This window comes from Dyella humi, assembly GCF_044904605.1.
Lineage (GTDB): Bacteria > Pseudomonadota > Gammaproteobacteria > Xanthomonadales > Rhodanobacteraceae > Dyella_B > Dyella_B humi.
On the sequence record NZ_JADIKI010000023.1, the window covers coordinates 838,344 to 854,692 of the forward strand.

Here is a 16,349-nt window from a genome sequence, read left to right on the forward strand (position 1 = left end):
AAGCGGCGAACAAGCCCCTCCCCCTGCTTGCAGGGGGAGGTTGGGAGGGGGTGAGTTCTTGCGGGAAAGTCTCCGGCAAGTGTCTGACCCCACCCCAACCCTCCCCTGCAAGCAGGGGAGGGAGCGGCTCCTCGCATGGGTGTAGATAGCTACGCACGGAGAGAGGACGGTTTGCTGCGTGCTGCTCAAAAGGAATGGGATGCAGCGGCACGTTGCCACCACGACATTTGCGCACCCAGATCGACGGCTGCGGTTGCGCAGTGAGTTCCAACCGCAACGCCGCCGGCGAAGCATTCGCCAGGTATCGGCTGTCGCGAAACACGAATGCCAATGCACGCCCGGTATCCGCGGCGACTTGCAAACGGCGCAAGCTGCGATCGTCCGCCTGTTGCGGCCACGCCAGCACGGCCGCGCAACTGCCGGAACGCAGGCATTGTTCTGCGGCCCACAGCACGTGCTTTTCGTCCGCATCGACGATTTCCACGCGCTGCAGATTCACGCCTTGCTGCCGCCAGCCCATCGCGCATGGCGCATATGGCGGCGCAATCAACACGACCGGACGCTGGCCTTGTGTGAGGCGCGCCAATGTCGGCAACACCAGGCGTAGCTCGCCGATGCCGTCGGCCGGCAGCAGGATTTCCGTGAGCGATGCTTCCGGCCAGCCGAGCGTGGGTAAGGCAGCATCGAGCAGCGGCCAGCCAGTGGGCTGCCCACCCTCCGCCGGCGGCAATGCCCGACCGCGCCAAACCTGCCGTGCCTCCAGCAGGTTCGACAAGGCAACGACGGTGCCCATCAGGTGCCCCTTACCAGACCTGCGAACAGTCCTTCGATGGCAAAGTCTTCAGTGGGATCGGGATCGATGGGCTGATAGCCGGGGCTGTTCGGCAGCAGGCGGATCACCTCGCCTTTCCAGTACAGCCGCTTGATGGTGAAGCGCTCGCCCGCCACGCGCGCCGCCACCACCTGGCCGTGTCGCGCCACTGGCGTGGCATGCACAGCAACCAGGTCGCCATCCAGGATGCCTTCATCGCACATGGAATCGCCGATCACCCGCACCAGGTAATCCGGCTGCAGGCGGAACAGCCAGCGCGATACGCGCAGGCTGCGTTCCACGCGGGACTCGGAAAAGATCGGCTCGCCCGCTGCAATGCGACCGATCAGGGGCAGATCCAGCGTATCGGCGGCAAGCGGGTCTTGCTCCTGCACCAGCCGGATACCGCGCGCGCGGTTGGGCTCGACCACCAGCCGCCCTTTCGCCTCCAGCGAGCGCACGTGCTTGAGCACCGCACTCACGTTCGGGATGCCCATCGCCTGCCCGATTTCCTCCAGCGTGGGCGCCTCGCCGTCGCGCTCTACCCGCTCGCGAATGAAGGCGAGGATGTTGGATTGGCGACTGGTGAGCTGGAGGGTCATGGGGCGCATCTTTTCACCTTTTTTGGTGAAAATGAAGTGCCCTGCCCTTTCTAGGACGCAACGGACGGCTTGCACGCGTATTTCATGAGCTTTCAGCCCCGCTTAGCGCCGGTATTGGAGTTCGCTTTCAATCTACACAGCGCGCCAGGCATTAGCGTGCCCGCTTCGTTGCGGACGCGGTCGCTTTCAAACGCTGCGGCTTCTGCAAGACCTGTAGTTACGCGACATGGGGAAATCCTGGAGCGGAGTTCAAATGCGTGGCGCGCTGCTCGCGGCCGTGCACGATGCTGAAAACCACCGGCACGAACAGCAACGTGGCGCAGGTGGCAAATAGGAGACCGCCAATTACCGCGCGGCCCAGCGGTGAGTTCTGCTCATGCGCCAGCGCCATCGGTAGCATGCCGATGATCATGGCCAGCGCCGTCATGCATACCGGGCGAAAGCGCGTGAAGCCCGCTTCCAGCGCCGCCTTCATCGCATCGCCATGCTCAGCCAGACGCTCGCGCGCAAAGCTCACTACCAGAATCGAGTTCGCCGTCGCCACACCCATGCACATGATCGCACCCGTCAGTGCCGGCACGGACAAGGTCGTGTGTGTGATGAAAAGCATCCACACGATGCCCGCCAATGCCGCCGGCAAGGCCGTGATGATCACGAAGGGATCCAGCCACGATTGGAAGTTCACCACGATCAGCATGTAGATCAACACAATCGCACCCAGCAAGCCGAACAGTAAACCGGAAAATGCCGCGTTCATCGCCGTCACCTGACCAAGCAGACGCACGATCGAGCCGCGTGGCCGATCCTTCGCCGCTTGATCGAGCACGTGCTGGATGTCGTCGGATACGGCGCCGAGATCGCGCCCTTGCACTGAGGCATACACATCAAACGACGGTGCGATGTTGTAATGAGAGACGACGGCGGGGCTCGACGTGCGTCGAATGGTGGCCAGCGCACCCAGCACCTGCTTGGCGCCATTGGTCGAAGAAGTAATCGGCAAGCTCTGTAGATCCGCCAGCGTGTCCATGCGGTATTGCGGTGTCTGCGCCACCACTGCGTAGGAAACGCCATTGGCGTGATTGAGCCAGAACGTCGGCGCCACCTGCAGGCTGCCCGCCAACGAGGCAACCATGCTGGTGGTGACGTCGTGCTCGGTAATGCCCAGTTCGTCCGCGCGCACGCGGTCCACGTCGACATTCAACTGCGGCGCGCCCGTTGATTGCTGCAGACGTACGTCGGCAATGCCGGGGATCGCGCGCATGGCGCGTAGCAGGTGAATCGCGTAAACCTGATTGGCCGCCTTATTCGCGCCGGAAATCTTCACATCCAGCGGCGCCGGTGCGCCGAAGTTGAGAATCTGGCTCACCATGTCGGCCGGCAGAAATGCGAAGCTGGTGCCAGGAAATTCGCGTGGCAGCACCTCGCGCAAGGTTTTCACGAAGTCGGCGCTCGAAGCGTGATCCGGCTGCAACAGGATCTGGATGTCGCCATCCTGCGGACCGATCGTGCCACTATTGTTGTAGACCATATTGATGCCGCTCAACGGCAGGCCGATGTTGTCGATGATGCCATCGAGCTGATCGGGTGGGACCACGCGACGTATCGCGGTTTCGATGCGATCGAATTCCGCCGCGGTATCTTCAATGCGCGTACCCACCGGTGCACGCACGTGGATGGCGATGGCGCCCGCTTCCGTCGACGGAAAGAAGTCGCGCCCAAGGAATGGCACCAGCACGAACGACGCGACCACCGCTCCGAGAAAGCCGAGCACGAATTTGCGCCGCGTGCCTAACGCCAGCGCCAGCGTGCCGTAGTAAGCGTCGCGCACCTTAGTGAACCCTTGCTCGAAGCGCTGTTGGAACAGCACCAACGCCTGCCGCAACCGTCCGCGCCGGATCGGCGGATGCTGGTCGCCTTCATGATGGTTGATGAAGGGATCTTCCGGATGATCGCCCTGCCCCGTTTCCGTAATGTGAGGCTTGAGCAGGTACATCGCCATCGTAGGCACTAGAGTGCGCGACAGCACGAACGACGATGCCATCGCAAAGATCACCGCCAGCGCCATCGGCCGGAACAAAAAGCCGGGAATGCCGTTGAGCATGAACATCGGCACGAACACGATGCAGATGCACAGCAGCGACACGAAAGCCGGCGTGACGATCTGCTTGGCGCCATCCATGATCGCCGTCTCGACGTCCTTGCCGCGTTCCAGATGCCAGTTGATATTTTCGATGGTGACGGTGGCATCGTCGACCAGGATGCCGACGGCCAGTGCCAAGCCGCCCAGGGTCATCACGTTGAGTGTCTGTCCAAACACCGCCAGTAGCGCAATGGCCGAGAGCACGGCGAGCGGAATCGATACGGCGATAATAACGGTGGAACGCCAGCTGCCGAGAAACACCAGAATCATGACCGATGTCAGCAGCGCGGCGATGATGCCTTCGCGCGCCACCGAAGCAATGGCGCCACGCACGAAGATCGACTGGTCACCCATCAGCTTCATGTGCAGGTTGCGCGGCAACGTCTCCTTGGCCAGCGGCAGGAGTTTTTTGATGCCCGCCACCACATCCAGCGTGGAGACATTACCGCCTTTCAGGAAGGGCATCAGCACGGCGCGATGACCATCCACGCGCACCACGTTGTTCTGCGGCGGCGAACCATCGCGCACATGCGCCACTTCACCCATAGTGATGGTGGCACCGTCGACGGTCTTGATCGGTAGTCTGTTTAGCTCGTCGATCGCCAGCGGGCTGTCGTTGAGATTCACGGTGTATTCGTACTGGCCGATCTTCATCGTACCCACCGGTACGATCTGGTTCTGCGCGGCCAACGCATTGCCGATGTCCTGCGCCGAGAGCCCCTTGGCTGCCAGTGCTTGCGGATCAAGATCGAGCATCACCTGCCGCTGCTTGCCGCCGTAAGGCGTGGGGATCGCCACACCAGCCACCGACACCAGCATCGGACGCAGGAAGTTCTGCGCGACGTCGCGGATTTTCTGCTCGGACAATTGCGTGCCCGACAAAGCCATCTGCAATATCGGCACGGTCGAGGCGTTGTAGTTGATGATCTGCGGCGGCGTGATGCCCGGTGGCATCTGTTTGAGCACGGTCTGCGAGATCGACGTGACCTGCGCGGTAGCGGTACGGATATCTACGCCCGGCTGGAAGAAGATCTTTACTACGCCGATGCCCGGCAGCGACTGCGATTCGATGTGTTCGATGTCGCTAACGGTGGAGGTGAGCTGCCGCTCGTAGTAGTAGATCACGCGGCCGGACATCGCATCGGGCGATAGGCCGTTGTAGGTCCACACCACGCTGATCACCGGAATGCCGATGTTGGGGAAGATGTCCGTCGGTGTGCGCAACGCCGCCAGCGGCCCCACGATCAAGATGAAGAGTGCGAGGACGATAAAGGTATAAGGACGCGCTAGCGCAATGCGAACCAGCCCTAACATGACGATACCTCCAACGACATCGTGGCGGCGAGTATCGCGCAACCCGCGTGACGTGGTAACGCTATGACGCAGCTATGTATCGAATCATTCAAGGAAACCGTAGCGTTCGCAGATTGGAGTGACCACAGGCGAACCCCAGCCTTGCGAAGCTGATTATCGCAACGTTGAAGTTTCATGGCACTCGGGGCTCGCTCACGCTCACTCCAACCTACTGCGCAACGGTCTTGTTGGATGTATTCGTCTCGGCGGTGGTGACGGTATCGATACCTGCGGCATCGCGCGTCCAACCGCCGCCGAGCGCACGGATCAGATCCACGCTGGCCTGCAGCCGGCGCGTACGAATGGTTTCGGCATTGCGCTGCGTCGACAGCGCAGCCGTCTGCGCCGTCACCACGTCGAGATAGTTCACGATCCCTTCGCGGTAGCGGTTGGTGGCGATGTTCAAGGTTTGCTGGGCGGCCACAAAAGCCGCATCCTCCTGCTGAGCTTCGATGCCAAGCTGATGCAACAACGCGAGATCGTCTTCCACATCTCGGAAGGCGCCGAGCACGGTGAAGCGATAACCGGCGGAGGCTTCGTCGAACTGTGCATGCGCCTCACGTAGCTGCGCACGGCGCAGGCCGGCATCGAAGATATTCAGCGTAGCCAACGGCCCCAGCGCCCAGAAGCGGTTGCCGACGGCTAGCAGATTGTCCATGCCGGTATTCTGGAAACCAAAACTGCCCGAGAGACTCAGGTCTGGGAAGAAGGCCGCGCGCGCCACGCCGATGCCTGCATTGGCAGCGAACACGCGCCGTTCCGCCGCAGCGATATCCGGGCGGCGTTCGAGCAGTGTGGAAGGCACGCCTACCGGCGTTACCGGCACCTGCGGCTGGTTCTGCGCCACCGCGATGGCAAAGCTCGACGCCGGTTCGCCGACCAGCGCCGCAATGGCATGTTCGGTCAGTGCGCGCTGCGCGAGCACGTCGGTCACCTGCGCCTGAGCATCGTCGAGCTGGGTTTGTGCACGCGAAACATCCAGGCCTGAGGCCACGCCACCGCCGTGACGGTTTTCGGTGAGGTTCAATGCACGCTGATACGCCTCCAAGGCATTCTGCAGAATACCTACCTGGATGTCGTAGCCACGCAAGCGCACGTAGTCGTCGGCGAGTCGCGCTTCCAGGCTTAGCTTCGCCGAAGCGAGATCGGCCTGCGAGGCCTGCGCCAAGGCATGGCCCTGTCCAACTTCATTGCGAATGCGGCCCCACAGATCCAAATCGTAATCGGCTTCGATGCCGACTGTATGGCTGTCGTATTCGTTCGGCTGGTTGCTGCCACGCAACGGGCGATTGTTCGACTGGCGCGCGCGCAACGGACTCGCCATTGCGCCAAGCTGCGGGAACAAGCCGGCATTGAGCTGGCTTTCGAACGCACTCGCCTCGTCATATCTGGCCAACGCAGCGGCGAGGCTAGGATTATCGGCGTCGAGCTTGGTTTCCAGTCGATTCAACGTTTCGTCGCCGTAAACCGTCCACCAATAGCCACGCGGCGCCTGATCCGCTGGTGCAGCGGCTTTCCACGCGGTGTCGCCTTCCTTGAAACTCGCGGGCATCGGAGGCAGTGTCGGGGTGTGATAGGTGGGCGCGAGCGAGCAGCCGCCCAGCATCAGGACGATACCGAGCGCTAACACCAAGCGATTAGCGTGCCGATTCACCATGATTCTCCGTGTCCTGTGCAGCCAGGTTCTGATCCGTATCGGCATCCACGCGCACTTTGTCGCCGTCCATCAACGAATCAGGCGGATTCTCGATCACTCGGTCAGTGGGGCTCAGGCCCTGACCGATCTGCAAGGTGGTGCCCAGATCGACCGCGATGTGCACATCGTGCAAATGCGCGCGGCCATCCGGACCAAGCACGGCGACTTGCGGGCCGTGATCGCGGAAGATCAACGCACTCGCCGGCACATTGACCAGGTGTGGGTCCACCGGCAGATCGAGTTTCACGTCGGCGTAATCGCCGGGCTTGAGTGCACCAGCACCATTGTCCGCGACGAATTGCGCGAGCATGCTGCCGGAGTTCTGATTGATCGCATTGGAGTTGCCGATCAGTGTGGCCTCGAACGTACGGCCTGGCATTTCAGGCACGTTGAGTGTCACCTTCATGCCTGGCTTGATGCTGTCCGCATCCACTTCCGGCACTGCCACGTACAGGCGCATGCGGCTGGTGTCGGCTACGGTGAATAGTTCTGGGCCGCTCTCGTTGTTGGCGGTGATCAGATCACCCACGTCAGTACGGCGTGCGGTGACCACCCCGTCGAACGGCGCCACGATTTTCTTGAACGACTCCAGCGCGTCCAGGCGATCGACGTCAGCTTTCGCCGCGAGCACGGTCGCCTGCGAGGCGGCGGCCTCTCCGCTCTTTTCGTCGGCTTCCTGTTTGGATACAGAATCGGACTTCAGCAAATGCTCCCAGCGCCTCGACGTGATGTTGGCGAGGTTGGCATCGGCCTGCGCCTTGACCAGCACGGCCTTGGCTTGTTCCAGTTGTTGGTCTAGTTCGGGCGTATCGATCGTGGCGAGCACATCACCCGCTTTCACTTTATCGCCGATGTCCTTGTACCAGGCCTTCACATAGCCGCTGACGCGCGCATGGATAGGCGCGCTATTCCAGGCTTCCATATGACCCGGCAAGGTGATCGCTTGCTGACTGGCGGGATCCCCCGCAGGCGCAAGCCTTACGCTGGGGATGAGCTGGGCATTCGTCCATTGCACCAGTTCGTGCTGTTGGTGATAGCGGATGCCCAAACCGAGCACGACTGCAAACACCGCGAGCACCGCACCGCCAATGCCGACGGCCTTCAGATGCGGCGGTTTCTGCGCAACTTGTACAGGGGCAGGATTATGCGACATGGGGAAGTCCCGTAATGGAATCCAAATTCATGGCCTGCTGCTCGCGGCCATGCACGATGCTGAAAACCACCGGCACGAACAGCAGCGTGGCGCAGGTGGCGAACAAGAGACCGCCGATTACCGCGCGGCCCAGCGGCGAGTTCTGCTCATGCGCTAGCGCCATCGGCAGCATGCCGATGATCATGGCCAGCGCCGTCATGCATACCGGACGGAAGCGCGTGAAGCCCGCTTCCAGCGCCGCCTTCATCGCATCGCCATGCTCAGCCAGACGCTCGCGCGCAAAGCTCACCACCAGAATCGAGTTCGCCGTCGCCACACCCATGCACATGATCGCGCCCGTCAGTGCCGGTACGGACAACGTCGTGTGTGTGATGAACAGCATCCATACGATGCCCGCCAATGCCGCCGGCAAGGCCGTGATGATCACGAAGGGGTCCAGCCACGATTGGAAGTTCACCACGATCAGCATGTAGATCAACACAATCGCGCCCAGCAGACCGAACAGTAAACCGGAGAATGCGGTATTCATGGCCGTGACCTGGCCATAGAGGCCTACGGTGGATCCTTTCGGGCGATCCTTGGCCGCATCATCCAGCACACGCTGGATAGCGTTGGCGACCGAGCCGAGATCGCGCCCCTGCATCGAGGCATAGATGTCGAACGACGGCGCGATGTTGTAGTGCGTAACCACCGCCGGCGTGGAGCTGCGCTGCACCGTGGCCAGCGCTCCCAGAATCTGCCGCACACCGGCGCCCGATGCCGTGATCGGCAAGCTATTCAGTTCGGCTATCGAATCCACGCGGTATTGCGGCGTCTGCGCGACGATGGCGTACGACACACCATTGGTCGGATTGAGCCAGAAGGTGGGCGCCACCTGCGAACTACCGGCCAACGAGCTGACCATGCTGTTGGTGACGTCACGCTCGGTTACCCCCAGTTCGTCCGCGCGCACGCGGTCCACGCCAACATTCAACTGCGGTGCACCCGTGGATTGCTGCAGGCGTACGTCAGCGATACCGGGAACGCTGCGCAATTTGCGCATCAGCTGAACGGCGTAGGCTTCGTTGGCAGCGAAATTGCGGCCCGATATCTTCACATCCAGCGGTGCCGGTGCGCCAAAGTTGAGAATCTGACTAGCCATGTCCGCCGGCAGGAAAGCAAACGTGGTACCGGGGAATTCGCGCGGCAACACTTCGCGCAGCTTCCTCACGTATTCGTCGGCAGACGCATGATCCGGTTTGAGAAGCACCTGGATATCACCGTCCTGCGGCCCGATCGTGCCGGTGTTGCTATACACCATGTTGGTGCCACTCATCGGCAGGCCGATATTGTCGATGATGTTGTCGAGCTGATCGGGAGGGACGACATTGCGAATAGCGGCTTCGACGCGATCGAACTCCGCCGCTGTGTCCTCGATGCGCGTGCCCACTGGCGCACGCACGTGGATGGCGATAGCACCCGCTTCCGTGGCCGGAAAGAAATCACGCCCCAGGAATGGCACCAGCACGAACGACACGAGCACCACGCCGAGAAACCCGAGTACGAACGGCCGCCGTTTATCCAGCGCCAGCGAGAGCACGCCGTAGTACATGTCGCGGACGTTCGAGAAGCGGTGCTCGAATCCCTGTTGGAAAGAAACCAGCGCCTGACGCAGACCGCCACGCTTCATCGGCGGATGCTGGTCGCCTTCGTGATGATTGATGAAGGAATCTTCCGGATGATCGCCCGGCCCCGTTTCCATGACGTGCGGCTTGAGCAGGTACATCGCCATCGTGGGCACCAGGGTGCGCGACAGCACGAACGAGGACATCATCGCAAAGATCACCGCCAGCGCCATCGGCCGAAACAGGAAGCCTGCAATGCCCTGCAGCATGAACATCGGCACGAATACGATGCAGATGCACAGCAGCGACACGAAAGCCGGCGTGACGATCTGCTTGGCGCCATCCATGATCGCTGCGTGCACGTCCTTGCCCTGCTCAAGGTGCCAGTTGACGTTTTCGATCGTCACGGTGGCATCGTCCACCAGAATACCCACTGCGAGTGCCAGACCGCCGAGCGTCATCACGTTGAGCGTTTGCCCGAACGCCGCCAGTAGCGCAATAGCCGAGAGCACGGCGAGCGGAATGGACACCGCGATGATGACCGTAGAGCGCCAGCTGCCAAGGAACACCAGGATCATGACCGACGTCAGCAGCGCGGCGATGATGCCTTCGCGCGCCACTGAAGTGATTGCGCTGCGCACAAACACTGACTGATCGCCCATCAGCTTGAGCTTCAGTGACGGCGGCAGTGTTTCTTCCGCCAGAGGCAGCAGCTTCTTGATGCCGGCCACGACGGATAGCGTCGACACGTTGCCACCCTTGAGGAACGACATCAGTACTGCGCGGTGACCGTCCACGCGCACGACGTTCTGCTGCGGCGGCGAACCGTCGCGTACATGCGCGACCTGGCCGATGGTAATGGTGGCGCCGTTGACGGTCTTGATCGGCAGATTGTTCAACTGTTCGATGGCGTCAGGGCTGTCATTTAGATTGACGGTGTATTCGTTGTGCCCAATCTTGATGGTGCCTACCGGTATGATTTGGTTCTGCGCCGCCAGCGCATTACTGACGTCTTGCGCCGATAGTCCCTTGGCCGCTAGCGCTTGCGGGTCAAGATCGAGCATCACCTCGCGGTTCTTGCCGCCGTAGGGCGTGGGAATCGCCACACCAGGCACCGATACCAACATCGGGCGCAGGAAGTTCTGTGCGACGTCGAGAATCTTCTGCTCAGAAAGTTTGCTGCTGGACAACGCCATCTGCAGGATCGGCACTGTGGAGGCGTTGTAGTTGATGATCTGCGGCGGCGTGATGCCCGGTGGCATCTGCTTGAGCACGGTCTGCGAGATCGAGGTGACCTGCGCGGTGGCGGTGCGAATGTCTACGCCCGGCTGGAAAAAAATCTTCACCACGCCGATACCGGGTAGCGACTGCGATTCGATGTGTTCGATGTCGCTGACCGTCGAAGTAAGCGAGCGCTCGTAGTAGTAGATCACGCGGCCGGACATCGCATCGGGCGACAAGCCGTTGTAGGTCCACACCACGCTGATCACCGGAATGCCGATATTCGGGAAGATGTCGGTGGGCGTTCGTAACGCCGCCAGCGGACCAACGATCAGAATGAACAGCGCGAGGATGACGAACGTGTAAGGGCGCGCAAGTGCGATGCGGACCAGACCCAACATGCCAGAGCTTCCCACGGGCTAGAACGATGCCGCTCATTATCGGGATTGCTGCGAGGAAGCGCCTTTCGTGGGCATGAAGATTGTTTCATTCATGAAAAAAATTTCATGAAGCACAACGGGGGGGCGCTGTAGATCGTTGCCGTCATTCCCGCGAAAGCGGGAATGACGGAATCTTTGATTTTTTACGCGAAGTCTGCCTGAGTCAAAGCAGGCGACACACCATCACCATCCGCGTACCGGTGTGATCACCCTCGATGCGCAGATCGAAGTCATGAAGCTTCGCAATGGCGGCAACGATGCTCAGCCCCAGGCCGTGCCCGGTGGCCGCATCACGCCCACCTTCTCCGCGGTAGAAACGCTGCCACACCGCATGGCGCTGTTCTTGCGGAATGCCAGGCCCGTTGTCGGCCACTTCGATATGCGCATGGTTCGGCTCAGCACGCCTCGCGCTCAGCGTCACGTGACCGCCTGGCGGCGTAAACTTGATGGCGTTGCCGACCAGGTTGCCCACAGCCTCGAACAACAGATCCGGATCCGCTTGTGCAAGCAATTCTGGCTCGATCTGCAATGTGAACTGCAGTTGCTGGTCTTCGGCCAGCGGCGCATACAGTTCGTGCACGTGCTGCAACGTCTGTCCAAGATCGACAGCGACAAACCCTTCGCGACGCCGCCGGTCTTCCAGCTCGGAAATACGCAGCAAGGCCCGGAAGCGTGCAAGCACCTCGTCGATGTCGCTGACGCATTGCTCGATCATTCCTTCGTGCGGATCATTGTCCTGCAATTGCTGCTGTACGCGATAAAGCTGCGAACGCAACCGAGTCAGCGGTGTGCGCAGATCGTGTGCGATGTTGTCGCAGACGCCTTTCACTTCACCCATCAGGCGTTCGATCTGATCGAGCATGTCGTTGACAATTGCGGCCAGCCGGTCCAGTTCGTCGCCACGGTTGCTAACGGGAAGGCGTCGATGCAAATCGCCCCGCATGATCGGTTGCGTCGCCGATTCGATCTGGCGGATGCGCCTGCGCGGCGCAAGGTTGAGGATCAAGCCGCCGATCAGGCCCGGTACCAATGTGAAGGACAGCCCCCACCACAACGCGTGCAGGATGATGCTGCCCACATGCGCGGCAATACGCGTGGTGTGCGCCAGGACCAGGATCTGGCCGTTTTTGAGGCGTGCGGCGATAACCGAAAGCTTGGGTGTCGCCGGCGCGAGCGGGCCGCTCACCACTTTTTCCGTCGGCAGGCGCACGGAGTCGGCATCGATCTTTACGCCTTCCGGCATGACGAGGATGTCGCCGTACAGCCATTTCCTGCTCGCATCGAACAGGCCCCAGGCGTTGTAGTTGCTTTCCTCGAGAACGTCGTAGTCGTTCAACGCCACCAGCATGTGGTCTTCGTCAAGGCTGCGCAGGTAGCCGATCTGCTGCTTGAGCTGTTGATCGGTGCGCGTTTCCAGGTAATGCAGGGTTTCCCAATAGATGAAGCCCAGCAGCACCGTGCCCCAAATCACGAAGAACACGCCGTAGGCGAGCAGCAGGCGCGAGGTGGTGGCGCGCCAGTGGATGGATAGACTCGAGCCTGCTTTCATACCCCAAGTACCTTGCGCCGGGAGCTGTTTGCGCGCCAGCCAAGGAGGAGCGAGGGCGCGTATGCGGATACGTAACTGAGCGAGGACGCCGGATGGTGGGCAAGCAGACCCGGCGCGGGGTGCTTGGGGTATGGAAGCAGGCTCTCAGCCAAGACGATATCCCGATCCGCGCACGGTGCGGATCAGCGAAGGCTCGCCGTCACCGTCGACCTTGCGCCGCAGGCGCGCGATGTGCACGTCAATGAGATTGGTGCCTGGATCGAAACGCAGGCCCCACACGCTTTCGAAGATCATCGCGCGCGTCAGTACCTGCCCGGGATAACGCATCAGGAATTCCAGCAGCCGATATTCGGTGGGCAGCAATGTCAGCTCTCTCGCGCCGCGACGTGCAGTGCGCGTGATCATGTCCAGTTCCAGATCGGCCACACGCAGCTTGGTTTGCGCCGGATGCTCCTGCCGGTGCCGGCGCAGCAGCACTTCGATGCGCGCAGCCATTTCGTCGGGCGCGAACGGCTTGGTGAGATAGTCGTCGCCGCCTGCGCGCAGGCCGCGCACGCGTTCGTCGACGTCGCCCAGCGCGCTGATCATCAACACTGGTGTGTGGATGCCGCCTTCGCGCAATTGCTTCACCAGAGTGAGGCCATCCATGCCGGGCAGCATCAGGTCCAGCGTGATCGCGTCGTAGTGCGGCTCCTGCGCGCGCTGGAGGCCTTGCAGACCATTGTGCACGCGATCGGCGCTGATGCCGTGCGCGGCCAGCTCCAGCACGATTTCGCGTGCCGTGATTTCGTCGTCTTCGATGACCAGGATATGGGGCATGCGCGGCACTTAAACACAAAACGGCCTCCGCGAGGGAGGCCGTTTTGTGCAGGCATGTCAGTACCGCTTCAGGCGGCGAACAGCCCGCGCATCTTCTTCATAGCGTTGGCTTCGACTTGACGGATGCGTTCGGCCGATACACCGTATTCATCGGCAAGATCCTGCAGTGTCGCCTTGTCCTCGTTGAGCCAGCGACGCTGGATGATGTCGCGCGAACGCTGGTCCAACTTCTCCAACGCGCTGGAAAGGGTTTCCAGTTGGTTGTCGCTCTGGTCGGCGTCGGCCACGTTATCGTACGGGTCGGCGCCATCGTCGACCAGGAACGCTTCCGGGGCGGGCTTGGCATCTTCTTCCGCATCCGCTGGGGCCTCGAAGCCGATGTCACGACCGGACAGGCGCGATTCCATCTCGCGCACGGTGGCTTCCGGCACGCCCAGATCCTTCGCGACCATGCGCACTTCCTCGGCATTCATCCAACCCAGGCGCTTCTTGCTCTTGCGCAGGTTGAAGAACAGCTTGCGCTGCGCCTTGGTGGTTGCCACCTTCACGATGCGCCAGTTGCGCAGGATGAACTCGTGCATTTCCGCGCGGATCCAGTGCACGGCAAAGCTGACCAGGCGCACGCCCTGGTCGGGATCAAAACGCTTGACCGCCTTCATCAGGCCGATGTTGCCTTCCTGGATAAGGTCGGACAGCTGCAGGCCATAGCCGTTGTAGCCACGCGCCACGTGCACGACGAAGCGCAGATGCGACATCACCAGCTTGCGGGCGGAGGCGAGGTCACTCTCCTGCTGGTACCGGCGCGACAGCTCCTGTTCTTCTTCCTGACTCAGCACCGGAATGCGGTGCACGGCGGAGATGTAGGCATCCAGGCTGCCAACGACGCTGGGAACCGGCAGATTGGCCGTCACCAAGGCTTGGGACATGTTGGAACCTCCTGAAAGATGGGGTTGAGCTTAGCACTCTGGTACTTGGAGTGCTAAAGGCATCGGCGAGTTCCGGCGCCTTTTATGTACCGAATAGTACACGAATCCCCGGAGCTTGTCCATGTGGGGTGGATGCCGGGGATTGAGCTTTCAAGCATGACTTATGGATCGTTGCCAGGACGCGAAGACCTCAGCCGAAGCGTTCACGCAGCTGCTCGACCTGGCTGTGGTTGCGATCAGCCAGCGCGCGGAAATCCGTACTGATATCAGTATGTGCCGCATGTGCCGCCACGCGTTGCCAGAACATGGCGCCCCATGCGCTAGCACGCTGCCCGATTTGAATAGATTTATTCGCCGATTTCGCTCCGCGGCGGTAGCGACCAGTCGACTGGCGCCTGTCCGTTCGCCTGCAGATAGCGGTTGGCGGCGGAAAAGTGCCCGCAACCGAGGAATCCCCGGTGCGCCGACAGCGGTGAAGGGTGGACCGACTTGAGTACCGCATGGCGGCGGGTGTCGATCAGTTGACCTTTGCGCTGGGCATAGGAGCCCCACAGCATGAAGACGATCCCCTCGCGCTCGCGGTTGAGCGCATCGATGGCCGCGTCGGTGAAGCCTTCCCAGCCCTTGCCCTGATGCGAAGCGGCCAGGCTGCGTTCGACGGTGAGCACGGCGTTGAGCAGCAGCACGCCGCGATCCGCCCATGGCGTGAGGCAGCCATGATTGGGTGGCGGAATGCTCAGGTCGCGCTCGATCTCCTTGAAAATGTTTACCAGCGACGGCGGCGGTGGCACGCCCGGTCGCACCGAAAAGCACAGGCCATGCGCCTGCCCAGGGCCGTGATACGGATCCTGACCCAGGATCACCACCCGCACCGCCTCGAATGGCGTGTGCCGGAACGCGTTGAAGATCTCCGGCCCCGGCGGATAGATCACCTTGCCTGCACGTTTTTCCGTACGCAGGAATTCGGACAGCGCGCGCATGTCCGGACGTTGCAGGTAATCGCCGATACGGCTTTTCCAGGACGGCTCCAGCTTGATCCGTTCTTCGTCGCTCATCGGGGTCGCGGTGAGTCCATGTTGTTCGGTAACCATCCCCGCATGATAGGAGATCAGGCCGCCCCAGCGCTCTCCCGCGCGCGCAGGTGCTGCGCCACGCGCAACTGAAACAGAAGCTTGGTGATCAGCAACCTTTCCTCGACCGGTTTTTCCACCAGGTCGTTGGCGCCCGCGCGGATCAACGCCGCCTGGTTGTCGGGATTCTCGTCGCCGGTCATCACCAGCACCGGCAGCTTGCCTTTGCCATAACCGAACTCGGTACGGATGTATTTCAGCAGATCGCCGCCGGTCAATTCGCCTTTGAGGCTGACGTCGGTCAGCACCACGTCTGCGCCTACCGTACCTTGCCCGCGTTCGGTTTCGAGCAGCACCAGCGCATCCTCAACGCTGACGACGTGGCGCACGGTGAGCCCGATCTTTTCCAGCATGCGGCGCGTAGCCAGCGCCACCACGCGGCTATCTTCTACGTACAGCACCACGCCTTCGGCGGCGCTCTCCGGGCGCACATAGCCACGGATAAATTCCGCCAGCGCCTGGAAGCCGAGCGACTTGTCGAAGTAATCCGTGACGTGCTCACCCAGTGCGCGGCGATGCAGGCGATCGTCCACGTCGCCGGATACCACCACAATCGGCACGTAGATCTGTGGCGCGGATTCGCGCACGTAGCGCGCTAGTTCCAGCCCGTCCATATCGGGCAAGCGCAAGGCGATGGTGATGAAGTCGAACACGCCGCTGTCGAGCAGCCGATGCGCTTCGGCACCGGTACCGCAGTCCACCACTTCGGCCTGCGGCAATTCCTTCTGCAGCACGCGCGTGATCAACTGGCGAACCACCTTGGAGCCGTCCACCACCAGCACGCGCGGTGCGGCGCTGATGTCACGGCTGCTGATACTTGCACTCATCAAAAACCCCACCATCCCGGTCTTGCGTGGCTTCCGTGCATAGACAATCGGCAGGCGCCCCCTGCGCCCGTAGTGCCT

Annotated in this window: 10 protein-coding genes and 1 pseudogene; all 11 read right to left on the minus strand. The window is 61.6% G+C overall.

What is annotated here, in order from left to right; all coding sequences use genetic code 11:
- Positions 1 to 193 precede the first annotated feature (193 nt).
- Positions 194 to 793, minus strand: a pseudogene (imuA, locus tag ISP18_RS15025) (translesion DNA synthesis-associated protein ImuA); the annotation flags it as partial.
- Entirely contained in the window at positions 793 to 1,413 is a 621-nt protein-coding gene (gene lexA, locus ISP18_RS15030) for a transcriptional repressor LexA (RefSeq protein ID WP_380013587.1), read from the minus strand. The pseudogene imuA and the gene lexA, both read right to left, overlap by 1 nt.
- 217 nt (positions 1,414 to 1,630) lie before the next feature.
- Positions 1,631 to 4,867 (minus strand): efflux RND transporter permease subunit, encoded by a 3,237-nt coding sequence (locus ISP18_RS15035; protein WP_380013590.1) that lies wholly within the window; start codon positions 4,865 to 4,867, stop codon positions 1,631 to 1,633.
- Positions 4,868 to 5,075: 208 nt separating this feature from the next.
- The gene (locus ISP18_RS15040; protein WP_380013593.1) at positions 5,076 to 6,563 is read right to left on the minus strand and encodes an efflux transporter outer membrane subunit; all 1,488 of its coding nucleotides are present in this window, start codon (positions 6,561 to 6,563) and stop codon (positions 5,076 to 5,078) included.
- Positions 6,544 to 7,755, minus strand: coding sequence for an efflux RND transporter periplasmic adaptor subunit (locus ISP18_RS15045; protein WP_380013596.1), 1,212 nt, complete (start codon positions 7,753 to 7,755; stop codon positions 6,544 to 6,546). Before ISP18_RS15045 ends, ISP18_RS15040 begins: the two co-directional genes overlap by 20 nt.
- Positions 7,745 to 10,981, minus strand: coding sequence for an efflux RND transporter permease subunit (locus ISP18_RS15050; protein WP_380013599.1), 3,237 nt, complete (start codon positions 10,979 to 10,981; stop codon positions 7,745 to 7,747). The genes ISP18_RS15045 and ISP18_RS15050 overlap by 11 nt, the downstream gene beginning before the upstream one ends.
- A gap of 202 nt (positions 10,982 to 11,183) precedes the next feature.
- Positions 11,184 to 12,569 (minus strand): sensor histidine kinase, encoded by a 1,386-nt coding sequence (locus tag ISP18_RS15055; RefSeq protein WP_380013602.1) that lies wholly within the window; start codon positions 12,567 to 12,569, stop codon positions 11,184 to 11,186.
- Between the two features lie 144 nt (positions 12,570 to 12,713).
- On the minus strand, positions 12,714 to 13,388 hold the full coding sequence (locus tag ISP18_RS15060; RefSeq protein WP_380013605.1) for a response regulator transcription factor: 675 nt from the start codon (positions 13,386 to 13,388) through the stop codon (positions 12,714 to 12,716).
- Between the two features lie 68 nt (positions 13,389 to 13,456).
- Positions 13,457 to 14,314, minus strand: coding sequence for an RNA polymerase sigma factor RpoH (gene rpoH / locus ISP18_RS15065; protein WP_380013608.1), 858 nt, complete (start codon positions 14,312 to 14,314; stop codon positions 13,457 to 13,459).
- Positions 14,315 to 14,661: 347 nt separating this feature from the next.
- Positions 14,662 to 15,369 (minus strand): uracil-DNA glycosylase, encoded by a 708-nt coding sequence (ung, locus tag ISP18_RS15070; RefSeq protein ID WP_380013611.1) that lies wholly within the window; start codon positions 15,367 to 15,369, stop codon positions 14,662 to 14,664.
- A gap of 53 nt (positions 15,370 to 15,422) precedes the next feature.
- A complete protein-coding gene (locus tag ISP18_RS15075; protein WP_380013614.1) occupies positions 15,423 to 16,271 on the minus strand; it encodes a response regulator in 849 nt (282 codons plus the stop codon).
- Between the last annotated feature and the right edge of the window lie 78 nt (positions 16,272 to 16,349).